At 44.4% G+C, this 23,017-nt stretch carries 15 protein-coding genes; 7 read left to right on the top strand and 8 right to left on the bottom strand.

Annotated features, from left to right (window positions below; genetic code table 11):
• Positions 1-992: 992 nt before the first annotated feature.
• A complete protein-coding gene (locus AOB57_RS15045; RefSeq protein WP_082384021.1) occupies positions 993-1,355 on the top strand; it encodes a transposase in 363 nt (120 codons plus the stop codon).
• Positions 1,283-1,687 carry a transposase gene (locus tag AOB57_RS10115; protein ID WP_054297589.1) on the top strand — a complete coding sequence of 135 codons (405 nt, stop codon included), beginning with the start codon at positions 1,283-1,285 and terminating at the stop codon, positions 1,685-1,687. The genes AOB57_RS15045 and AOB57_RS10115 overlap by 73 nt, the downstream gene beginning before the upstream one ends.
• Before the next feature lie 357 nt (positions 1,688-2,044).
• Here AOB57_RS10115 and AOB57_RS10110 read toward each other — a convergent pair whose 3' ends face one another.
• The 4 genes from AOB57_RS10110 to AOB57_RS10095 all read right to left on the bottom strand — a co-directional run bounded on the left by AOB57_RS10110 (position 2,045) and on the right by AOB57_RS10095 (position 11,487).
• Positions 2,045-2,227, bottom strand: a complete 183-nt coding sequence (locus AOB57_RS10110; protein ID WP_167829597.1) for a hypothetical protein — start codon at positions 2,225-2,227, stop codon at positions 2,045-2,047.
• 332 nt (positions 2,228-2,559) lie between these two features.
• Complete coding sequence (locus AOB57_RS10105) at positions 2,560-5,649, bottom strand: fibronectin type III domain-containing protein (RefSeq protein WP_054297588.1); 3,090 nt, start codon at positions 5,647-5,649, stop codon at positions 2,560-2,562.
• Entirely contained in the window at positions 5,646-11,201 is a 5,556-nt protein-coding gene (locus tag AOB57_RS10100) for a hypothetical protein (protein ID WP_054297587.1), read from the bottom strand. Before AOB57_RS10100 ends, AOB57_RS10105 begins: the two co-directional genes overlap by 4 nt.
• Positions 11,194-11,487 (bottom strand): hypothetical protein, encoded by a 294-nt coding sequence (locus AOB57_RS10095; RefSeq protein WP_054297586.1) that lies wholly within the window; start codon positions 11,485-11,487, stop codon positions 11,194-11,196. The genes AOB57_RS10100 and AOB57_RS10095 overlap by 8 nt, the downstream gene beginning before the upstream one ends.
• A gap of 811 nt (positions 11,488-12,298) precedes the next feature.
• On the opposite strand from AOB57_RS10095, the gene AOB57_RS10090 reads away from it, so the two are divergent.
• The 3 genes from AOB57_RS10090 to AOB57_RS10080 all read left to right on the top strand — a co-directional run bounded on the left by AOB57_RS10090 (position 12,299) and on the right by AOB57_RS10080 (position 15,345).
• The gene (locus AOB57_RS10090; RefSeq protein WP_054297585.1) at positions 12,299-13,420 is read left to right on the top strand and encodes a chymotrypsin family serine protease; all 1,122 of its coding nucleotides are present in this window, start codon (positions 12,299-12,301) and stop codon (positions 13,418-13,420) included.
• A gap of 871 nt (positions 13,421-14,291) precedes the next feature.
• On the top strand, positions 14,292-14,777 hold the full coding sequence (locus AOB57_RS10085; protein ID WP_054297584.1) for an Ig-like domain-containing protein: 486 nt from the start codon (positions 14,292-14,294) through the stop codon (positions 14,775-14,777).
• A 106-nt stretch (positions 14,778-14,883) separates the two neighbouring features.
• Positions 14,884-15,345, top strand: a complete 462-nt coding sequence (locus AOB57_RS10080) for a hypothetical protein (RefSeq protein ID WP_054297583.1) — start codon at positions 14,884-14,886, stop codon at positions 15,343-15,345.
• A 56-nt stretch (positions 15,346-15,401) separates the two neighbouring features.
• Here the strand turns inward: AOB57_RS10080 and AOB57_RS10075 are convergent, their stop codons facing one another.
• The 4 genes from AOB57_RS10075 to AOB57_RS10060 all read right to left on the bottom strand — a co-directional run bounded on the left by AOB57_RS10075 (position 15,402) and on the right by AOB57_RS10060 (position 21,070).
• The gene (locus AOB57_RS10075) at positions 15,402-16,259 is read right to left on the bottom strand and encodes a hypothetical protein (protein ID WP_054297582.1); all 858 of its coding nucleotides are present in this window, start codon (positions 16,257-16,259) and stop codon (positions 15,402-15,404) included.
• A 179-nt stretch (positions 16,260-16,438) separates the two neighbouring features.
• Positions 16,439-18,361, bottom strand: coding sequence for a PINc/VapC family ATPase (locus AOB57_RS10070; protein WP_054297581.1), 1,923 nt, complete (start codon positions 18,359-18,361; stop codon positions 16,439-16,441).
• Between the two features lie 276 nt (positions 18,362-18,637).
• Positions 18,638-19,000, bottom strand: a complete 363-nt coding sequence (gene hisI, locus AOB57_RS10065) for a phosphoribosyl-AMP cyclohydrolase (protein ID WP_054297595.1) — start codon at positions 18,998-19,000, stop codon at positions 18,638-18,640.
• Between the two features lie 90 nt (positions 19,001-19,090).
• Complete coding sequence (locus AOB57_RS10060; RefSeq protein ID WP_054297580.1) at positions 19,091-21,070, bottom strand: amylo-alpha-1,6-glucosidase; 1,980 nt, start codon at positions 21,068-21,070, stop codon at positions 19,091-19,093.
• A gap of 166 nt (positions 21,071-21,236) precedes the next feature.
• Here AOB57_RS10060 and AOB57_RS10055 point away from each other — a divergent pair, with 166 nt between their 5' ends.
• Positions 21,237-22,391: a hypothetical protein gene (locus AOB57_RS10055; protein WP_054297579.1), complete on the top strand. Its 1,155-nt coding sequence runs from the start codon at positions 21,237-21,239 to the stop codon at positions 22,389-22,391.
• Between the two features lie 291 nt (positions 22,392-22,682).
• Positions 22,683-23,003 (top strand): HesB/IscA family protein, encoded by a 321-nt coding sequence (locus AOB57_RS10050; protein WP_054297578.1) that lies wholly within the window; start codon positions 22,683-22,685, stop codon positions 23,001-23,003.
• Positions 23,004-23,017 lie beyond the last annotated feature (14 nt).

Below are 23,017 nucleotides of genomic sequence, written 5' to 3'. Positions count from 1 at the left end.
TACAACAGTAAGGAGGTTATGTGTGAAGGAACTATATAAACATATAGTTTTGTCAGGAAATATCAGGGAAATTTTCTATGAAAGATAAATATTGATTAAAAATACATTGGTTAGGGGTATTTAGCAAAAAAATTAATATAGTTTGATGTGAATAACTTAAGAAAGTTTAATGGGGACAAAATATGCGAAAATTCATATTTTTCAGATATGATGAAAAAGCTATGGAGCTCCCGATTAATATAGTCGTTATAGTGAAAAAATTCCGATAAAAATTACAGTTTGGAACCTTCAAGCTCTTGAAGGGTTATTCTCATTGGAATTGATTAAGCATAATTGTTTAACATGATGCTATAAATATTAACCCTACATTTTCTTCTGAGTTGCAGCTAGAAGCTAGGTAAAAGTCCCAGACTCAGAGTATACCTTACTTTCCGCAGTATTTTTGAAAATCAATATTTTTCTTCTATCAATTTTTGTCCTAACCTGAATTATTGAATTTCTGCTCAGGAGTTAAAAATGGATATACGGAATGTTCAGAGACCAAAAAACGTAGCACTCAATTTTTAATCCAAATTTCAGTTTGGTGATATTAATTGAGAATTTTTGGGCTTCGTAGAAAAATCTATTTAAACCAGCTTCAAGAGGCAAAAAATAAATAAGCAAAAATATATAAGGTTATTCAATTTAAACCGGTTTATACTCGTAATCTCATAGGTTTTCTACAGAGCCAATTTTTGAAAAACGATATCGGAAAAATATTGATTTTCAAAAATACTGCGGAAAGTAGGGTACACATAGAGGATCCTATTTTATTTAACAGTAAACAAACTAGAATGCAAAGAGTTGCCCAGCCCAATTAAAGACTCCAAGTTAAGATTATGACATTTTACGCAATTACTTTGATAAGTATATGACTTATTTTTTAAAGTAAAGATATCAAGCTTAAAATAAGGAAATTCTAAGAAAACTACTGGTTTTGTCTATAAAAAGATCTGGATCTTTTCCATGAAATCGATGATGTTCTATGGGAATCCATAGAACATCATCTTCCTCCACAGAAACCACATACAGGAAGACCTCGCTCTGACTTAAGGAAGTTAATGAATGGGATCTTGTATGTTGTTACAACAGGTTGTACCTGGCAAGATGTTCCCCGTAAATATGGCTCTAAATCAACAGTTCATAGATTTCATCTCTATCTGTGTGAACATGGAATTTATCAGGAAATCTTTAATGAACTTTTAAACAAAGGTTATGACTTGAATAAAATAGATCTTTCTCATTGTTTTACCGATACAAAGGATATTCCTGCCAAAAAAGGGGAAATATCGGATATGATGGTTACAAGAAAGTAAAAGTAGTAAAATTAAGTGTTTTAGTAAATTCACAGGAGCTACCTCTATCCATTATTATTGTCCCTGCAAATCAAAATGACTCTACGCTTTATATCCTTACAATTAAAAACTTCAAGATAAGAAGACCTAGAGGAAGACCTATAAACAGACCTTCCAGAGTGACAGCTGATGCGATGTATGATACAGCTGATATCAGAAAATATAATAGAAGAAGAGGAATAAAGTCCAATATACCAGTAAACAAAAGAAATAGAAAGAAAAAGAAGAAAGGAAGACCAATAAAGGTAGATTGGGAAGAGTTAAAAAAAAAGTACAATAGAAAGGTTCTTTAGCTGGATAGAGTCATACAAGAAAGTTTTTCCAAGATATGAAGTCAAAGAAATATCATACCTTGGAGTTGTAACGTTAGCAGCAATAATGAGGGTAAATCAAGTTTTGGGATGAGCTCTTGGAGTAAAACATACAATGTAGACTCCCTATGTATCCCCTATCTGTCTTGGCTTCCAGATATTTCAGCATATATTTCATATCCAAATTCCATATGAAGACTCCTATTGGCCGGTTTGTTCCATAACGGTAATCTTCTCACTTGTTTTATGAGGTTATATCAAAAGTTTTAGTAACCTGAAGCAGGCAGTGTAAAGTCTCCTTTTCTTTATTATAGCCAGGGTTCATTTCCAAATCGTAGATCACTGTTTTCCGGGAAATACATTATCTGCAAAAGCCGCGTAATTGGATGGGTTTTTAATTGCCTGATCGCTGCTGAGCGTGCTATAAAAAGGACTCCACTCTGCTGCACTATCCCAGTTATCGCCTACAAAATGCGTTGTCTCGTGAATCAATATTGTAAGCCCGCAACTTATCTCCTGCACCTATTTCCCAACTTCCAGATCGAACCATCTTTGTTCAACTTACAAAGTGATCCATTAACCATTCTATCTACCCCACAAATTAGATTTTATAATTCTAAACTTTCAGGAGAGGCTTGCCATGCTTTCTTCATCTGTTCTTCCATCTATTATTTCCAACACTATTGACTCTTGATTCCCATCTCGTCGCGGCATTGATGGCTTCAGCTGCTGAGATATATGTCAAGTTTACATCGTCATAGAGGTGACAACTTCACTGACTAATCCTGTTCGTCGTTCATATCTATTTTCCTTAATCATCTGCGGTGCTCCCACCTTGCCCATATAATGACAGTTTACTGTGTAGGTAGGGGAGGAACTTCAGCAGTGGCTAAGCCAATACGACCCAGCGGATCGATCATCTTGACCGTCAGGTAGAATAATTGGTCAGCAGCAGGACGAGGTATCCAGGCATACAGGCGGTAGTTGTCGGGGGGTCCTACTCGAATGATCTTACGGTCCGCGAGGTTGGCTGGAGGCAGTTCAGCCAGGCTGTTCACAAAGAGCAGGGTGTTCAGATCACCTTCCAGTCGGATACTTAAGTTTCTTGAAATGTCATGTGCCAGCAGCACAGCAATATGCGGTCCCAAAGGTGTTATCTCGACAGGGGCATGGCTTGTCCAGCTTACAAGCACCTCAAATTCGTTTGATCCTGGCTCATTAACTCGGAGGTCAGAGATATCGGGCGCAGTTTGCGGTGGAAGTAAAACGGATACTAGTGGAGAAGCAGAAGAGCGCGCTTCGACAAGTCCAAGCTGGTCATCACGCTTTGACCAGGCTACAGCACGATACCAGATACGCCTCCAGCCGGGAGTTACACTATCATCGGTGAAGGTAATTTCTAGCCCTGTGGCGTTAAGCGTTTTGAGGGGAGAGCCCATCGTGTCGGCGCTTTTCGCCAATTTCTTACTGGTTGTCCGGTAGAGTTCGACCTGCTTCACAGCTACACTTGAACTAAGGCTGATATTCAAGTGCACGACCAGCTGAGTGGGATCTAGATTAGCTTGCAATGTAGGTGGCAGGGGCACGGCCAGACTGGGAACAGCCACAGCAATGAATTTTTTACTAGAGTCCGGCCAGGCAGACTCTATCTGGTTATGGCTCATAGCCGTTACGGCATAGAAGTGGATGACTTTGCTGCCGCGGGGCAAAGATGTCTCATAAAAGGTTTGGGGTGAAGTCGGAGGAATCGGCTCCTTATTCACTCGACGGAAGTATGGCCGCAGGTAACCCGAAGTAAGACTGGAGCGGCGGTCCTGGAAGGATTGAGAAAGGCGTGCTCCGGGGAGACCAATATCCGTGAGTGCAGTTTCCAATTTAGCCAGCCTCTCACTCAAGGGTATATTCGCTTCGGAACCTTTATCACTCAGAGCAGCCATTGCAGCCCGCAACACTGCGAGACGCTTAAAGAACGGTTGGGAAGTGTCTGGGCCGGGCAGGCCAAGCGCAGCAAGTAAGCTAGTCTCGGTGGCTTCGTAGAGCACATATCCAGAAACACGAAGATCACCAGTCCAGCTTAGCAAAATTCGGCTTACTCCGGACGAATCGGGCAGGCTGGCCCATTGAGGCGCTTCCGGTACAGTGGGGGCAGCTGGAGGCTCCGGGTCGTAAATGTGTGTGCTCACCGGGCTGCTTAATGGGCTGACGTTAAAGTTTGGATTATGAGGGTCACCCCAAAGTCTGTGGATATGACACTGACCACACGCCTGTACTTGGAAGGTACGCTTTGGTTTTCCGGCGAAATCAAGCTTTATTTTTGTAATCAAACGGTAAAAGCGAACTCCCGGCTCTGCAGGGTTCTGGTCTTGTGCACCTCCCCAACCGGCGGCATGCTCCAAGTTGGGGTCAAGCGGTATAAACTGGATTTCGTCAGATGTCGATACAGGTTCATCGTTGCCGCCGAACTGCACTCGCTCCGTGAATAACTTGTTATCCAGATCGTCAGCATATGCCCCAATCAACTCTATGAATTCTGGGCTGCGATCCGACCAATCCCAGGAGAAATCAATGGCTACCTGCCCGGAAGGATCTATATTTATTGATAGAACCGATGGTATCTGAGGCTGTTCGTCATTCCCTTGGAAGGATACTGTTCTCCAAGGGCTCCAGCGGCCGAAGATATCCTGGGAAGCTACGGCATAAGTTACCTTCACACCGAAAGGATCTGGAACAGGCTTGCCAGCTATGTTGCTTAAACGTAAGATATAGTCTGTGAAGAACACAGGGCGTACCTCATCCGGTTTGCTGGCGACAAAAGGGAACCACCCACCCAAAGTTTCTGGACGCCTGGCCAGTAAAATCTCAGCATGAACTGGATGGGGACCGAAACGGCCCACGGCGTAGCTAGCTGGAAAACCGGAGTTACTCGACTGTAGTGTGAATATTGGGTTATCGGGGCGTTCCCAGCTGATCCTAATGGATTCTAGTGCAGGCCCGTCTAATGTCTGAGGACGGTTGCGGCTAATAATTCTGGCTGAGAGATTGGTAGGGGCTTTTGGCGCAGCCAGTTGGGAATCTACTCTGACAACATCGGCTAGTTCAAAATCAAACATAGTATCGCCTATCTGCAGCTCGTGGCGCACCGAGACCATATAAATCTCGTTAGGATTACTGGCACCAAACAGCGACGTACCAAAACCCAGTACCAAAGCTGCTAGTGGATCTGTGCCAACGGCAACCAGCAGCATCCCAAGCGGACTCCACTCGCTGCGAACTGGATGGCTCTCCCCATGCGGATCAACAGGTCTGTCAAGTAACAAACGAGGGGAACGCAGGGCTCCGACACTAGTGTCGTAGCATCTTCCGGTGTCATTTCCTTCATTATTTTCTCGGATTAAATAATCGGCATGTTTGAGCCCATAGTGACGACAATCTTTAAACATACAGTAGATGCCTTTCAGAAGTTTTGAATCAAGCATATCTTGAAGATAAGCCTCTAGGTCGGGAGATTTCCAATCATCCAAAGAGATTCCATTTCGTGTAAGCTTAGTCCAGCCTATACGCGGCGCGCCAATCTTTAAACGCTGCAGAGCAGCCTCAGAAGGTTGCAAAAGTGGATATTCTACAGGACCCTGTTTGTGAACCTTATAGACAACATCGTCCCAGTCATCGACCGGTAGACCTACAATTTCAACTTCTTCCCAGCCGGGTAGGTTAGCCAGTTCCTGCTTTGTCAGATTGCCCCCAGGATGCCGGTTGCGATAGAGGATAAATGGATGGCATGGCAGGCCAAGTGCAGGATGCAACAACCAGCGGAAATAGAGAGACCCCGGATCAAAACCAGTTCCCAAAAAGGGTCCTTCATACTCTAGGCGTTCCATCTCATCATCCCAGTCGATCTTAACCGCCTGCACTTTAAATAAGCTGTTCAAAACCCATCTGTTCATGATCGTTCCTCCCACGGAGCTTGCATAGACAGAGTAATCAATGGGATCAGTTCTTCTGGAGGCAGAGACCCCTCAAAAAGTGGATGGTGGATAAGTCGCAATGCCAGGGACAGAGAACCGCCTGAAACCGTTACTGAGGGTTTCAGGATGGCCAGAGTCCTGTCACGGCTGGTAGAGTGAAAGAAACGCAGCACTTGCTGTTCACCTGCCGTCGTTTCTACCATTTTGAGCCGGGACTGTTGCTTGAGCTGGTAGCGTCGAGTACCATGCTCGTCGGTCACTTCTTGAGGTACAGTGCGCCAGCGCCAGATCGGTTCCGGTGTTTCTATCAGCACAGCAACCGGTCTGGAAGAAGGCAATGATGGCGAGCCTGCGTTTCTGTCTTGATGGATCACTGTTACACGGGGTTTCTCAGCCCTTGTAAGGTCTCCCCAATGCATTGCTCGCAGTACCTTCTCGAATTCCAGGTCACTTATTTGGAGAATCAGTGATTCAGTACGGGCGGCAAGTTCAGCCAGCGGGACTGCATCGGTAATGCGACGGTGCTTTACCTGCACATTGGCCACGTCGGCTGCTAGGGCTGCCACGTTCTCGTATCGTGAGGTGCTGAAATGAAGCCGGAACATGGGATATGAGGGTGTAGTGGGTTCGGCTTCCAAACTGAGAGCAGGATCCACTTCAAGGTCAAGTATATAGTCAGTAAGAGGCTCTAGCTTCATCTTCAGCTGAACCTGTTCATGCCTGGCGGTTTGGAGACTGAAGTCTATGCAGTCTTGAGAGGCCAGAGCTTCACATAAGGAGCTTTCAAATGGCGTTAAGGCAAATGCGGGGATAGGGACTATATTGACCAACGGGCTCGTCTCCAGATTGATCCCTGCCGAGCCAGATCCCTGATCAGATGGTGGATGCTTTCCCGAGGCTGCCTTGACTACTGCAACCAGTGCCCGATTTCCGTAAGCCTTGAATAACTTTCTTGTCGCATTGGTAGCAAACACAACCCGCAGCGGATCACCATAAAAGAAGAAATTTTCGGACGGGCTTGGATCGGTCGTCATTACCCAGGGATCGAGGCGCTCGGGCAGCTTATTGTCGGTCTTAAAGCGGAATTTTTGTTTCAACGTCTCCCCAGGGTCTTTTGGGAAACGTTCAGCTTTTCCTTCCAGAGGATTGCCTTTCTCATCAGCGTTTGTTACCATTACATAATAGGTCAGGTCGACAGTGTATACCGCATCTGGATGTAACAACGCCATATTGGCTTGGTTGGCGTGCAATAAGCGATTGACAGTCTTGATCTGGTTCTCGCGGTTTGTCACGTCAAAACTATAGCGCTGGCATTCCCTCTCCGTTACTCCGTCGACCAGTAAAAGGCCCCAGTTAGTGAACCACTCATTAGTAAGCTCATCTTCGGTAAGCTCATCTTCGAAAATATCCTTTAGGCCGATTTCGAGCTGGGATGCGCCCTTCGGCAAGTTGACCTCAATGAATACAAGCTCCGCATGCGGCACTAGTGGGATAACATCATTAGCAACTGGGATTCCATCGTACCAGGAGTGTAAGATCCCCATTACTTCAGTAAACCACGGACCTGTCTGGTCCACCCACTCCGCTGGCAGTGGTAGTTCTCTGATCTCCTCGTGGCTCCACATAGGGAAACGGAAACTGGTTGTAGGATTGATACTCTGTTCGAACAATATTTTCTGGCCTGTGATGTCTCGCGCCCGCAAAATCAGCGACCCTTTTTCCCAAATATTGTGTTCGACAGCCAGCAGCGCCCGAAATTTGCTATTTCCAGCGCAGTCTAGGCGCAGCGCGTCGGCTAGCTCTAGGTGCAATCCATCGGCTAGCCCATCTGACCTTCCTGACTGCACCTCAGAGAACAGTTCTTTGAAATGTTCGTCACCGGAGATGGAGGGAAGCAGTTCAAAGCCGGTCCGCGGGGCAACTAGCAGGCACTCCCGCCGCTTGGAAAACCCCAGATCGTAATCTAGAAGATCATTGTAATTATATCTCCAATATGCATATACGAAGGCTGGAGTGACTTGCGCCAGGCTATCAGCGAGTATATTCCCCGACCGCCACGGTTCAGTCACACGCAGGGTGAGATAAGGTGGAGCCGAACGTCGTTTTCCCGGCTGGTCAGGCCAGGGGATTCCTGTCAAACTCCATCCTGTAGGTGACGGTCCGGTAAGAGCATGGCGAAATGTCCACAGGACACGGGCAGGCTCAGCCGCTTCGGCGCAGATATTGCCCCAGTGGCGCTTTATCCTCTCGTCAAGGCATTTAGTTCTCTCGGCAGCAGCAGGAGTCGGATCAGGATCCCAGCTTAACAACGCCAGCTGGACGTCATGGTCGTCACCGCCTCCCGGCTTGCCGTAACGATCCCACCAAACAGCGGGCGTACATCCTTCACCTACCGACGGACTGAATGGAGCTCCGAGGGCATTTTCGGCAGTCATATTCACGGACTTGAGAATATAGCGATAGAAGCGTTCGCCACGACGCAACCAGCCATTCGGCGGGAGTTTCGAGTCGATTGCCTCGTTGAAAAAGCGGCATTCTGAATCAACATGAGGACGCAATTCCATCTGCAGCACCGGAATGGAATCTATAGGCACGACAGGCAGATCTCCTATCCACCGATTCTCTCTTGAATCAAAATGGGCAGCCTCACCTAGACTTCCGTCCACAGGGCGGTCATTGGCAGAACCGAACAATGGAGTCGAAATACGACTGTGCAATGATAATGCTCTTACCAACGGCTCAGGTTCCGGTAGCTCTGGATTAGGGTCACCCAGTTCGAGTTTGACACAACCCTTTACCTCAAAAAAGAAGAAATCAACCCTACCGCAAACCTCGGCTGATATAAAGAAGGTATTCCTATCCGGTATAAGTATCATCTCGGCAGACGCGGAAGCTTCGATACTAACGATGAATAGGTGCAGTTCGCCGCTGAGCATTATCTTTCCAATGATCATGAAGGGCTTGAAACTGATACCAACATCAGTCTGAGTTGCGATTTTAAGATACAAACCGAGATCTTCCGACCCCCAAATGAAGGCAGCTCTGACGCCAGCCGCCACCGAAAAGCCCTCCAGCCGACGCGTTGGTTCTGTTGGTAAGTCGATACCATTCCCATGGATCATCAGATAGCCATCAGCTCGAAACGCGAGGAATTTGACAGAAGCCGGCATTTTGGGCGGGATACCGCCGACATCAAGATGCCAGTTCTCGGGACTTTTGAAGTCAAAGAAAGCTTCGGCCGGCACGCGGAACTCTATAAGAGGCTGGATGTCGTGATAATCAACAACGATTCCAATTGTTAATGATTTCTTTGGGAGAATCTCTATAATTGCGAGGAATTTGCCAGTTTCCGTGCCACGCGTATCTGGACGCTTGTTAAGAATATTGGCATTCATCACCAACAGCAGGTGCGGGCCTGGGAGTTCGACGACAGCCATACCCTTGGCATTGATCAGGAAGCCGCCCTCAATTGTACCGATTACGGCACCCAGGCCAAGTGCCCATTTACGCGCTACGGCTTCCCATGCATCACTGCAGGTCACCTTACCTTTTGCGATATCCACGAACCACCCCAGCGCGGTTTTAGCAGGTTTACGTTGGCAATGCATAGCGAACAGACCACAGAAACCGAACAGGCCCAGTCCGGAACTGGCAAGTGGAATGGGCACCGGTAGCTCGACACCCAATGTGACCAGCACGGCAGTCACAGCTTCCTGTGTATCCTTGTCACGGGCGTCCTTAAGTGCAAGACCGGCCGACACGCGAACGCCAAATGGTGGGGGAATAATGGCTGCATCTAGGATGCCGTTGAAGCCCCCATTAGGCAGTAATTTGAGGTAACCACTGCCCTTAATTGCACCAGGCACGTTAACATGCGCCCCAAGCGCCGTTAGCGTAGGAGGCACTGGCGAATCGAGAGGAATACGCACGCTGGCTCGATCAATTGATACAACGCCAAGATCAGCTTTGGGCACCAGATCGACCTCAAAGTTGAGTGGATTCTCGCGTGTCATGCGCACGCCTTCCGTCTGTAAGATATCACCCAGCGATTCTGGAACAGAGAACACTCCTGGATCGCTGAGGTCGAGGCTGAAACCCTGAATTGGGTCAAATATTGGCCACAGTTGTGGTGCGTCACCATTGCTTCCAAAATCAAGGCGAAGGCCGATCGCCTTGTGTCGCACTTTTAGCGGCCTCTTTGTCTCCAGTAAATTAATATTGCCAACTTTCATATTTATATCGAGCTCGGTTTCCAAATCGAAAAATAGGAAGGCATCATAGGTCTTATGAGAGTCACCAGCAATTTTGTTTTTGTGAATTACTAGCTCTCCTCCATACAGAGTTACAGACCGTGTGACAATCGGCCAGTTAGAGTCGGTCACCAATCCACTTGCTGCCCCAGCAGCAAGGGTAAGGTTGACGTAACCGCTACTGTCTGCAGGGGGCAGGTTGGACGCCAGCAGTGGAGAAAACACAGCATATGCCCCCAGAGTGTCCCGAAGCACTTGCACATCCGGGTTCGGGACGGAGCGCTGCGTACGCCACAGGAAATTCCGGCCTTCGCTGGCGCGGAGGGTAAGTGCAGCCCGCCAATCATTGTCAAAAGTCAGTCCTAATGAGTAATCAATCTGCTCGGGAAGCTCGCCCAGTTGACCAAGACGAACTCTAACCTCGCCGTCTAGATCTATCTTGCCGGTCAATTCTAGCAACGTGACCGCATTGCGGTTAAGGCGCAAGTGAGCAGACATTTGGTTCAGGAAGCGGGATCTGGCCACCGCTTGAGCGCCTTCAGATAATGCTAGGCGGAAGTCGCCGGAGAGTCCATCTCCACCCAGACCTAAGCGTAAGTCGTGCCCGCTACCGTGCATTGCCAGGGCGGGAATTCCAGGAGGTGCGAGATAAATCTCAACTACCGGAGCAATTATTTCTGGCCCCACATGGCCATTGAGCTTGAGAGTTGCACGTTTAAAGCCGAGTCCGACCACATTGCTAGGGTCGATCACCGCAAGGGGAGGCACCATTGTTACTTCCAGCGTTCCTGTGGCGTCATGTGGGGGTGCTAGGAAAGCACTGGCAGGTTTGTCCACACTGGCAATAACCACCAGCAACAAATCTGGGAAGTTTAATTCAACTTTACCTTCTACAGCCTGCGGCATACCATTCGGCAAAGCCTGAGCGGGATGTAAGAAGGAGAGAGACATTGTGAATGGAAGCAGCTTCAACTCCACTTTTGGCGATATGTTAGCCTCATCTGGTGGTATGATTGTGAAATCTAGAGGGCCCGGAGGTAAACTGAAAACCAGTGATTCGGCTCCCTGAGCGGCGTATACACTTATACCACTGTCCGTTAGGGTGAGAGTCAAAGGGCTTACTAAAGAAGCTTGACCAATGAGCGATTGGTTGTTAAAAGTAGGCAAAGGTTTAAGGCTGTTTAAAATTTTGCCCCCATTGGAATCAGGATCAACATCAACACCAAAGCGCTTCTGAATTATATCAAGCAAGGTCGGATCAGGCAATGGTGGGTCAGGCATGCAAAACCCCTTCTCTAAGCTCTTTTATTATAGAATCTCCAGTCCGGGGTATGGGGAGTCTAGCTATCAATCGGAAAATATTCCATTTGTCATTAACTTCGTCTAAATCTCTGCCATACTTTTCAAGGATTTTACCAGTGGACCATACTTCCGGATTCGTAACCTTCTCTTCAATAAGATCTTTGCTGTCGATTATTTTGTATTTTATCTTTCCAAGAGTAGCTTGGATGTTATTGTATAAACGTGGTACGACTAATGTCAAAATCGGGTACACCCATCTCTCCATATTCTTTCTTCTCCTTTTCTAAGTTACAGGATATGTCCTCTGATATTTTAGGTCCCCACAAAACGTAAATAAAACCGCAAATTAAGTTCTTTCACTTTATCTTTTAGATTATCATTTTTCGATAACTATGAAGTTTTATTATCATGGAAATATATAAATCCCTGAGTAACTATTCAGCTTACTTAAAATTAGTAAGGATACTTAGTTAGAAGCATCATATACAATAAACGCTCACAAAAACCTGTAAGAACTTATCAATAATCGTCAACTAAAGATTAGAATCCCCAAACGCGCCTATAAAGTTTCAAAGACTATAGAATACTTCTAATAGGTCACACATACCATATTTGACAGTACTCGCTTCCACACACAGTTACATTGATTTTGTGTCGTTATTAATTGGGTCTCTAGAAGGGATTTAGAATTCAGATCAGTAAATTTGTTTAGCAGCTACTTATTTAAAGGAAATTATATAATTATATATGAATTAATCAAAGCAGTACTGTCAATTAGTCGTTTTATTTCTAATAGGGGAGGAGAGGGAGTACATCTCACACATTTGAGACATCGAGTCAACATCTTATGGCTTTTATAGAGTTGTCTAGGTAGTAATGAATTAGTATCAGTGGTTTAGTATCAGTGGTCGATTCAGAAAGTTGCTCAATTATGGCTGCATTTTCAGATTCTATCAGCAAGCTGAGCACTAAATGGTCATTAATTTGCCTGAGTAATGTAAACAGAAGAAAACCTCAATGGATTTAACAACGGCCATTGTCTCATTAGGAGTGACTATTACCAAGAGAGAAACTAAATGAATATTTTGCAATACACGACCAATGGCATCAGCAAATTAGTATGCATTATTTTCCTGAATGTAAACTACTTTGAATCAAATGTGGTTGAAAGAGGAGATATCATGGAAATCACTGCCGAAATGATTGCAGCCAAGAAACTTGTCGAATGGCCAATTCTGGCCTTGCCTGGAGTCGTCGGAGTCGGTATAGGCATGCTCGAAGAGAATGGGATACTACATGACGAAGTGGCCATTCGAGTTTATGTTACTGATATATCTCAGGTACCTCAGATACCGTTTCATATACTCGAGTTAATGGGAGGCCTCAGAGTCTGCTTTATCGAGTCACATGTTGAACCTCTCGTTCTCCCGGACAATAATCGCTATAACCCGATAGTGGGCGGAATCAAGATAATTAACCCTAAAATTGGGGAATATGGAACTCTCGGCGCTGTGGTCCAAGACTCAAACACAGGCGAACTCCTTGGATTGAGCTGCTTTCACGTGGTGGGAAATCTAAATTCCAGTTTTCCCTTCACAGTCTGGCAGCCAGATCATCCCCCTGGAGTTTTCATACCCGGAACCACTGCTATTCCTCCAGATGACAATATTGGCCGTGTTGTGCGGGTAGACTACCCCCAAACTCCACCTCTTCCTTTTTCACCGATTTTAGTGGGTCTTGTCGATGCCGCGGTTTTCACACTGGTTCCCGCACTCGAATATGGACGTACCTTGTCTTCAGAAATTGTCGACCAAGACCCTCCAGCAATTTTGATCGATCGTATAACGGCCACCGCTTGGTGTAAAAAGGGGGAAGGGGTCTGTAAAAGGGGTTTTAGGACCCGTCTAACTAAAGGGTTTGTCATTGATGTCAATTGTGCGCACCAATGGATGGCCGGACCGTCAAATCGCTATGTTATAGATCAAGCACTAGTCATGGGGTATCCCGACAGTAACAACGGTTTTTTCTGTGACCACGGAGATTCTGGATCTGTAGTCTTAAGAGACTCAGATCGGACAACAGCTGTTGGACTGCTATGGGGAGGAGACCGAGGAGGAGCATCCGGATTTAGAGTTGGGATTATATCATCCATCCAAAATGTAGAGTCACAACTTAGTGTCAAAATGGTATGGATCTGACGGTGCAGATTCTATAGACAGACTGAATACTAATGGTGGTCATTAATTTGTTTGAGTAATGTAAACAGGACAGTACCTCATCGGATTTAGCAACTGGCATTGTCTTATAAGGAGCAACTGCTATCAACATGCGATCAAAGGCATCAACAACACTATTACCTTATATTTATCTGGAATGTAAATTCCACTGAACCAAGGAAGTAAATGAGATGAAAAGATCACAAGTGGATCTAGGATTATTGTCAAGTTTAGGTCAGACTTTACTTTTATTTTTCACTATCAGGCTGAATAAGACCCTCTAAGATTTGTTTCTAAAGCGCATTCCTAAAATAACTAATTAAAAATATATTATTCAAATCGCCATGTATAAAAATAGACTAAAAATTACTCAGGCCCCACTTCTTCACAAACTATTACATACACCTGTTTCCAGGGATGGACCTGCTCCCAAGCTTTGACGGCCTCCCATTGAGCCTGGGTCAAAGCCTTGTCTAAGTTAATCTATGAAGAAATCTTTATTTCCTAGACTTCTGGGCCACACTCAAGAGCTTCTAGCCTTTACCAGAGGTGTGCAGTTGCTACTATATTATAAGCTCCAAGTGCTTTCTCTGAAATTGTTTTACTTCTCAACCTAAAGAGGCAGTTAGACGATTACTAGAAGTAATAAATAGAGTCTCTCTTTTTCAATTGAAAGACTTTAAACGCTTTATTTTTGTTATTTTTCACCCTGAAGCTTAATTGCCTGACAACTTGTACTGGTGGAACATTCATGACCTCCACGCCCCGATGTATTGAGAAAAGCAAAGTTATTCAGCAAAAAATTAATACAGTTTAGAGTGAATAATTTAAGAAAGTTGAATAGAGACAATACATGAAAAAATTCAAATTTTTTAAACATGATGAAAAAGCTATGGAGCTTCCGATTAATATTGTCGTTATGCTTGTTGTCGGGATGGTTGCCCTTGCAACGCTGATTTCGATCATGCCGACCCCGACAAAGGAGATGTCGGTGTTTGTGGAAAATGCAGGGCTTAGAGGAAGTACTCTTGCTAAAGGGAACTCAATAATAGTGGATTCCAGTACCGCAGAAAACTCTCTTGCCATAACCGTAGTGGTAAAAGCAACTGACAACGACGGAAATCCGGTACGGAATGCAAACGTTATTCTGAGAGGGCTTGGCGGGGCAGCCTCGAATACTACGGACGCCAATGGAATCACTTTCCTAACAACTCCGGATAACGCGAGAATCAGGCTTGATCCAAACCAGAACGAAGGGACAATGGACCTGAAGGTCGTAGCTGACGGTTTCTACGACTACGAGAAAAAGGATGCCATTCTGATCATTAAGACGAGATGATTTGAGATCTTACGGAAATAGAATTTAAGGCAATAAGACAACTGCGCGTAATAAAAGAACTGCATAAAAGAACTGCACACAACAAAACTGCAGGGAGAGGTTTCACATGCTAAGTGGAGAACTGAAAAATAATGAGACTGGAACCCTGGGGCTTCCAATAAGAATTGTCGTGTTCACAGTTATTGGCCTCATAGGTTTCTATGCAGTTCTTTCAGCTGTCAGCGATGCTCCTACTCCTCCTAAACCCATGTATGCGACAACGAATATAAGTGCGTTTTCTTTGCCTTCACCTGAAGAAGAAATCAAAAAAGAAATAGATCTGAGCCTGCCTGTAAAAGTGTTTGACAGCGAGAACTGCGGGATAGGGGATGCAAATGTGATTGCCTGGAGTCCTGATAGGAAAAAAGCCTATTCAGGCGTTACCGACCTTGAAGGTAAGGTAACATTGAAGATTTCCAATCCTGAACTTCCTCCGGGAAAAGCTGAAGGATATATCAAGATAAAAATAATGAGAGAAGGGTACAGGGATTTTGACAGCGACTATTTTTTAAAGATAACTCGAAGCTAAGAAGAAGCCGCACTCTACTCAAAACTAATAGTTAATACACACAAGTTCTTCTTAATTCATAACTCATCTGCCAGCGTTTTCTCTCTTCGGTTAGCCATATAAAATTTCATAAAAACGGCTCCTGCCATTAGCACAGCAAGTGCAGTGGAGAAATAAGGAGACCTTATGACATCCCACCGACCAGCCCATATAAGGAGGGCGGTAAGGAAAAGAGCTGAAGAGCCGATAACTCCTGAGATCTCAAATGGAATTTTCATAGAGCCGAAAGTGAGCCTGTTCTGACTCTCAAGGATTTTTATGCGGGATTCAAGTTCCTTTATATATTTATTTTTCGTATCTTCCTGAGCCTTGAGAGTACGAAGTTCAGTGTTTAATTTTTCGATCTCAGGCTCGAGACTGTTGTGGGTAAAATTCGATAACTCGGATATTGTAGCATGGAGAGAACGGAGGCCTTCTGTGATGCTGGAGAAAACTTCATTTATATCTTTTATTTTATAACCAGTTCCGGAAATTTCAGAAGAATTGTCAGCATAAGCCATTGAGGGATTCATAGGCTCGCCTGAAGGAAGTACTGCACTGAATCCAAAACTTGAGGCATTTCCTTCCGAAGTTGGAGGAACCAGATCTGAAAGAAAAGGATTTCCGCGAATAGGAGACTCAGGAGAAACCGACGAGACCTGTGGGAGAATAGAAGAGTATGCGGCGATACTTCCTTCGTTTCTTTCAGGGAAAAATCCTGATAAATTTCTGGAATAAATTCTTCCAGCCTGCACTCCAGGAGGGATTTCCATAGAAAGGCGCCTCTCAACTGCCCTGAGTCGTTTTTCAAAACTCCTTATGCTCTGGTCAAAAACCTCAATTCTTCCCTGGAAATCCTCCCTGATTTCCGGCTCTGCTTGATGTGACTTATTCATTCAGACCATAACCCCTTTAATTTTCTATTACAGAATCAGGATCTACAGTATATAAAATTATTGAGTATCTGTATAAAATAATAAAATAAATCAATAGCAGAAAAAAGAAGAGGAAGGATAAAAAGTAGATTGTAAAAAGAGAAGAGAAAAATAGCTCAAAAAGAGGAAACAGGAAGAGATCAGATAAGCCTTATCTCAATCGGTTCTCCCCTATCCTGAGCGTCTATAATATCGGAAGCAAGGTCCGAGTTCGCCCTGAGTTTTACATCTCCATGCCGGCTCACCGTTGCACTGAAAAGGTACTCGTCTGCAATATAGACTTCTACATCCTTTCCTGCAAGTTCCGGGGCTCCAAGAATCAGGTGTTTCTTATTTCTTTCGATGAAAGGATGAACAGAAGAGACAACAGGCACCTCTTCAAAGCTGGATGCTCTTCGTTTCTCCCGGGGAGCCCGGCTTTCAGCTCCATATTTCCTGCCCCTTGCAGCTCTCGGAGCTTCGATTTCCAGCTCTCTGACATCAATATGAAGGCCAAGCATATTTTCGATCCGGTCAATGACATTTCCACCTTTGCCGATAACTTTTCGCACATCATCATCTCGAACCTTTACGATTGAACTGTCATCTGAAGTCATTTCCACTTCAACAGGACCGGATGCGTACCTGCTAATAACGTTCCTTATTTCTTCTTCTGCAAGCTTCCAAGAAGGTTTCCTGAGTTCAGTAGGAGGTCCTACTGGCATAACAACAACCTGTTCGCCATAGGTATATATCTCATACTCAACTCTTCTGGTCTCAAAATCTGCAATAACTATTACCGGTCTTGCAAGATCCTGTTCAGTCATCCCATGAGGCACTTTAACCGTAAATTCAAGCACCAGAACCTTTGCAACTTCTCCTTTATCGATAAAAATAACGGTGTCCACTACTTGCGGGATTACACCAAGTTCGACCCTTCCAATCAGACGCTGAACGGCATCTACTGCCCTGGTTGCATGCACAACTCCAATCATCCCCACGCCTGCAAGCCGCATATCTGCAAAAATCAGAAAATCGCTGGTCTTCCGGACCTCATCATATATAGTATAATCCGGCCTGACCAGAAGCAAAAGATCCGCAGTGTCTTCCATCCTGCCATTCAGAGGTGAATACTGAGTGATTTCAGGAGGTACCTGAAGGTCTCTTGGGGATTCCATCGTTTTGACCACCTGCCCACGGTCGTTCAGGTATCGGGCAATTCCTGCGGCAAAAGTAGACTTTCCGGCTCCAGGCGGACCAGCAATAAGAATTCCTCGCTGGCCTACAATCCGTTCTTTGAGTTTATCGCTTAGCCGATATTGCTCAAGATCTACAACTACAGTTGGCCTGACAGCTGTAATTTCCATATCATCGGAAAAAGGCGGGTGGACAATTGCGATACGCATGTTTCGGATTTGCAAGACAGTTGCTCCACTTGATGACATCTCGATAAAAGATTCGGGATCCAGCCTCGCCCTTTCAATAAGTTCTCTAGATATACTGGAAAGTTCTGCAGAAGTAACAGGTTCATCACGAATCACTACATAGCGTATATCCCCTATTGGTCCCTTCTTGGCCATAGGAGGAACCCCATTTTTGAGGTGTACGGACATCGTATCATCCGTGAAAAAATGCTCTATTTTTAGAGGCGTAAGCTCAGACGGATCCAGGGTTTTGGGATGCATGTACTCGACATTAAGGCCCTTTGCTTTAGCTATAAGAGACTGCACCCTATCTGCACTTACAAACAGCCCTCCTGCATCAATAGCTGTACTTCGGATAAGAGCATCTACCCTGCCCTCTTTAGATAGCTTTATCTCCTCTAGCGTGGGCTGAACCCCGCTGAACTGAAGGAGAATCTCGTCTCTTTCTGCCAGCTTGCGGAGTTCCAGAAGCTCTTCAAGCCCTTTAAACCCTATTTCTCTGCCCTTATTTGCCTGGGCTTCAAGTTCCGATACCACAGCTTCGGGAATTATAATCTCGGCACCTCTGAAGTCCCCGTCTCTAATGCGAGCCGAAAGCCTTCCGTCAATAATTACACTCGTATCTGGAACAATCCTCCATATCCGCTTGTCATCAGCCATATAAGGGGATATAGAGCCGGAAGGTATATAAGAAAACTTCTGACAATTTATTTTAGAAGAAAAAAGCTAAAAAACTGTGCAGGAAGAAAATAAGGTTTTGGAGATACTGAGAAACCGAAAGGCTGAGAAATAAAATATATAGATAAAGAAAAAGGAGAAGGATAAAAGAAAAAAGGAGGAACAAAGTGGATAAGAAATAAGAGTATAAATAAAAGAAGAAATAAACTGAAATAAATGAGAAGTGAGATATTCTCCATTTCTCGAAACTTGATTAACTTAATAAACGTCTTCCGGTTCGAAGACTTTCTCCCCTATAACCTTTCCGTCTAATTTTCGATAAAAACAGGATCTGTACCCCATATGGCAGGCTCCACCTGTTTGTTCAACCAGCATAAGGAGAGAATCCATGTCGCAATCAATTCTGATCTCTTTTACTTTCTGCACATGTCCTGAAGTCTCTCCTTTTTTCCATAACTGTTGCCTGCTCCGGCTCCAGAAATGTGCTATTCCGGTCTCTACAGTTTTCTCGAGGGCCTCCCGATTCATATAGGCGCACATCAGTACCTCCTTGCTAAGCTGATCCTGAACAATAGCAAGGATCAGACCGTTCTCGGTTTTTAAGGAATCAAAATCAATCATGGGGGATAGATTGTAAAACAAGTATAAAAAAGAGAGGGAATGAATTTTGAAGGATGCTGCAAAGAAACGACAGTACATGTGACTCTTATCTCAGGGTTTGATTCCCAGCACATCCTCTACATATGCTCTCAGGATTTCTGCAACACTCCAAGCTTGAGAGATACAGCCACCCGGAGAGTGAGGATAATCTCCATCAAACACCTCAGAGATGGTGCCAATGCCTGCGGTTTCAAGGTGCGCATCAAAGCCCTGCAGAAGAGCCCGCATATCTTCGAGGCTTTCTTTTGAATAGTTGTGGACCTTCCGGTAAGCTTTCACATAAGCGCCAAGGAGCCAGGGCCAGGCAGTGCCATTGTGGTAGGCTGCATCTCTAGTTGCTGGATCCCCCTGATAACGTCCTTTATACAGAGGGTGATCTGTCGAGAGGGTCCTAAGCCCGAAGGGAATCAGGAGATCTTTCTCAACTCTATCCACTATCGCTTTCTCTTTTTCAGGCGAAAGCATGGTATAGGGTAAAGCCACTGCAAAGATTTGATTGGGACGAATTGCAGGATCTTTAACCTCATTTCCTGCTTCGTCCTGAGATACAAGGTCAAAAAGGCAGTTTTTTTCCGGATTCCAGAAAACGTTCTCAAAGTTTGAGGCTACCCCAGCTGCAAGAGTTTCATAAAAAGAAATATTTTTTTCTAGAAAGGTGCCCAGACTGGAGGCAGTCTTCAGGGCATTGTACCAGAGAGCGTTGATTTCACAGGCTTTGCCTTCTCTTGGAGTTATTGCCTGTTCCCCGACTTTAGCATCCATCCAGGTTAACTGAGGGCCCTGCCGGATTAGATAATCAGAGTCCATGCCGATTCCAAAGTCCGTACCCTTACGATAATTATTTATTATACAATCCACGGTTTCCCAGACATCCGAGAGGAAAAGGAAGTCTTTTGTATATGCGAAATACCTGCCCAGGACGTGAATAAACCAGAGAGAAGCATCCACAGTATTGTAAATCGGTTCTCCCCCAAGAGACAGAAAAGCATTTGGGATCAGACCTCTCCTACAGTATTTGGAATAATTTTTGAGAATGGATTTTGCCTCTTCGAAGCGGCGAGGAATTAAAAGCAGGCCAGGTATGGAGATCATGGTATCCCGCCCCCAGTCAGAAAACCAGTGATATCCCGCAATCACCGTATTTTCACCTGATGAGGGATTTTTCACTATAAAGGAGTCGGTTGCCCTGAGAAGCTTGAGAGCAAAAGGCTCGGTAAGTCTTGAATTAAAGGCAAGAAGATTTTGCCTGTATACTTCCCTTGTATAGAGCTCCTCAACCTGCTCTAGCGTCAGAGAAGAAATATCTTCTGTTGAAGCGGCAATAAAAAAATGAGATGTTCCTGGTTTGAGTTTACTTTCGAAATAACCCGGATTAAAGTTGTCTTCCTGGAAGTTAAGTCCCCTTTGTTTTTCAGTATCATACTCAAAGTTATAGTACCATTTGGGATCAGAATGGTACTGGAGATTGGAAGAAAGCGAGAAAGCAAAACCGTTAGAACTTTCCAGTTTTACTCCTGCAGGACTGGCTTCCTGAGAGAAAGAGATATCTCCTGAGCGAGCAGTGTGGTGGAAATTTCTAGAATTTACCAGCGGAAAGATTCTCAGCAGAGCTCCATCTCTTCTGGCCCTGATATCATACAGAACACAGGTCGTATTGCTGTTGTGAATCATGAAAACTTTTTTCTTCACGGTAAAAGCGCCTGGGTGATAAACCCAGAGAGGAAATGGAGCAAGAATAAATTTGGAAAGATAATTGAGCCCTGAAGGAAAAACAGTACCCGGATACTTATGGGTTGCCAACCTATAAACTTCGTCATTAATCGCAATTTCCTCATCAAGAGAGGAAAGCAGTACGAACCTTCCTGGAGAGTTTTCCGGAGCTGCCACAAGCAGTCCGTGATAAGTCCTTGTTCCCGCCCCTATAATTGTAGATGAGGCGTATCCCCCGAGTCCGTTTCCTACAATCCACTCTTTCTTTATTCCTTCTTCATATGTGGAAAAGGAATCCGTTCCAAACCTGATTCCACTCATACTATCTGGTTAGAATTTAGTCTCTTAAATATATGTACCTTTTCATATTATTGAAGATGTATAATAAAGCAAAAGAGTAGTTTATAATAGAGAATGCCAAATTATTGTACTTTCAGGTGCAAACATAAACTATTTTAGATGTGCAGGTTATAAGAATGTGAGAATCATGAAGCAAGACCTTTTAGAAATCCTTGTTGATATTTTTAAATCCTCCGGATATAATGTCACAATATGCAGCCAGTGTGATATTCTTGTGGAGAAAAACGGGCATCAGGCTTATATCAGGTGTGCCCTGCAGCCAGATTGCGAGGAAATAAAATCCTTTTCCGAAAAAATAGGAGATTGTACAGGAATTTACGTAATGACCGGGAAGGGGTCTGAAGAATTAATCGATTACGCAGCTGAATTTGGGATTTATGTATGGGATAGGGATGAACTGGCTCTTCAAATTGGAAGAGCGGTGCTTGTAAATCTGGAAAGAAAATCAAAGGTTTCGTATCCAGAACCGGGAATACTGCCAGCAAATGAAACACGAGACCCGTACAGGCAACCAGCTTTTGAGCTAGTAAAAAACTGGAATCCAAAAGAAAAGCTCAGACAGAAGTCTTCTTACCCTAACGGAGAAATCCTGCCCTCTCAGAGTCAGCAAATCGAAACCGATAAACCTTCTTTTGAGAATCGATTCGGAATATGGGGCTTTGAGGAGAGAAAAGATTTAAGGAAATCAGAACAGGTTGAGGTTTCAGATATCGAATCTTACGAAATGCTGAATATACAATCCGTAGAGCCAAGAATTTCTAAAAAGCAGGCGATGATTATTGCAAAACCCCATGTAAGCAGCCCTAGGGATGCGATTTTGAAATTTGTGCCTTTCTGGAAATACAAATATAGTGTTGAAGCAGAAAAACGCTTCAGGTCAAAGGTACTGAGTATTGCAGGAAAAGGGAAAGGTTTTCTTAACGCTTTAAACAAATCAAAAGAAGAGATGGAAATCGAAGGACTGGCTGCACCTACAAGGATTCCTGCCGTACAGTATGAGTTAAAAAGACCGAACGTGGATAAAAAACAGGCAGAAAAGATTCTTCTGGACTTAATAATAGAAGAGAATACACGCGAGATACGCTTTAACAATACAGAAGGACAGGCTGTTATATATGAACACAGGAGCATCAGACCAAAATCTGAAGAGGTACAGCTTGATCTGGAGCTTGTATACATTCCCATCTGGGAAGTGAAAGGGAAACGCAATTCTCTGGAGATTAATGCTTATAATGCAAAGGTTCTTGAGGAGCCTGTTGATGAAGATGCCGAGTTTCTGTGATTTTAAATGCAAAAAAATATTAGGAGAAAAATATATAAAATAGAAAATATATTTTTATATATTGGCAACGTAAAGATTCTCTGAAAAAGAATCCACACTCTGCCCTTCCAGCTTCCTGTGAAAAAGACTCTTTCAGGGAAAAAGCGCAATTTTACAATAAACGTTATATTCGCCCGATGCAAGAGTATATAACGTTTGGAAATTATCTGTAAGCTGTAACGGTTGGCATCTTATAGAAAATAAAACACATAAATTTTTGTAAAATATGGAAAGTAAAAAAGAGGTGCGTAAATGATAGAAGTAACAGACAAAGCTGCTGCAGAATTGAAAGCACTGCTTGAACAAGAAGGAAAACCTGAACTTGCTCTCAGAATTTTTGTTGCCGGGGTTGCCTGCAGCGGAATTCAGTATGGATTAGCTTTTGACGATGAACAGAAGGAAGACGACATCACTATGGAAAGTAACGGGATAAAACTTGTTATGGCAAAAGAAATAGAAAGAGGCTTCTCTGAGGGCAGCATCGACTTTATTGAGGACGAAAACGGAAAAGGTTTTCTTATCCGCAACCCCTCAGCTGGCGGTGGATGCGGCACCTGCGGCGGATGCCATTAAGAAAAGTAAAATCG

The organism is Methanosarcina flavescens, from assembly GCF_001304615.2.
Taxonomy (GTDB): Archaea; Halobacteriota; Methanosarcinia; order Methanosarcinales; family Methanosarcinaceae; genus Methanosarcina; species Methanosarcina flavescens.
Note: the sequence above shows the minus strand (reverse complement) of the source record. Positions and strands in the feature narration are given on the sequence as shown.

Excerpts from the sequence above, each read along its gene's own strand:
- AOB57_RS10085 (WP_054297584.1), top strand. The coding sequence starts at position 14,292 with ATGAAAAAATTCAAATTTTTTAAACATGATGAAAAAGCTATGGAGCTT.
- AOB57_RS10055 (WP_054297579.1), top strand. The coding sequence starts at position 21,237 with ATGAAGCAAGACCTTTTAGAAATCCTTGTTGATATTTTTAAATCCTCC.
- AOB57_RS10050 (WP_054297578.1), top strand. The coding sequence starts at position 22,683 with ATGATAGAAGTAACAGACAAAGCTGCTGCAGAATTGAAAGCACTGCTT.
- AOB57_RS10100 (WP_054297587.1), bottom strand. The coding sequence starts at position 11,201 with ATGCCTGACCCACCATTGCCTGATCCGACCTTGCTTGATATAATTCAG.
- AOB57_RS10095 (WP_054297586.1), bottom strand. The coding sequence starts at position 11,487 with ATGGAGAGATGGGTGTACCCGATTTTGACATTAGTCGTACCACGTTTA.
- hisI (WP_054297595.1), bottom strand. The coding sequence starts at position 19,000 with ATGATTGATTTTGATTCCTTAAAAACCGAGAACGGTCTGATCCTTGCT.
- AOB57_RS10105 (WP_054297588.1), bottom strand. The coding sequence starts at position 5,649 with ATGAACAGATGGGTTTTGAACAGCTTATTTAAAGTGCAGGCGGTTAAG.
- AOB57_RS10080 (WP_054297583.1), top strand. The coding sequence starts at position 14,884 with ATGCTAAGTGGAGAACTGAAAAATAATGAGACTGGAACCCTGGGGCTT.
- AOB57_RS10090 (WP_054297585.1), top strand. The coding sequence starts at position 12,299 with ATGAATATTTTGCAATACACGACCAATGGCATCAGCAAATTAGTATGC.
- AOB57_RS10060 (WP_054297580.1), bottom strand. The coding sequence starts at position 21,070 with ATGAGTGGAATCAGGTTTGGAACGGATTCCTTTTCCACATATGAAGAA.
- AOB57_RS10075 (WP_054297582.1), bottom strand. The coding sequence starts at position 16,259 with ATGAATAAGTCACATCAAGCAGAGCCGGAAATCAGGGAGGATTTCCAG.
- AOB57_RS10070 (WP_054297581.1), bottom strand. The coding sequence starts at position 18,361 with ATGGCTGATGACAAGCGGATATGGAGGATTGTTCCAGATACGAGTGTA.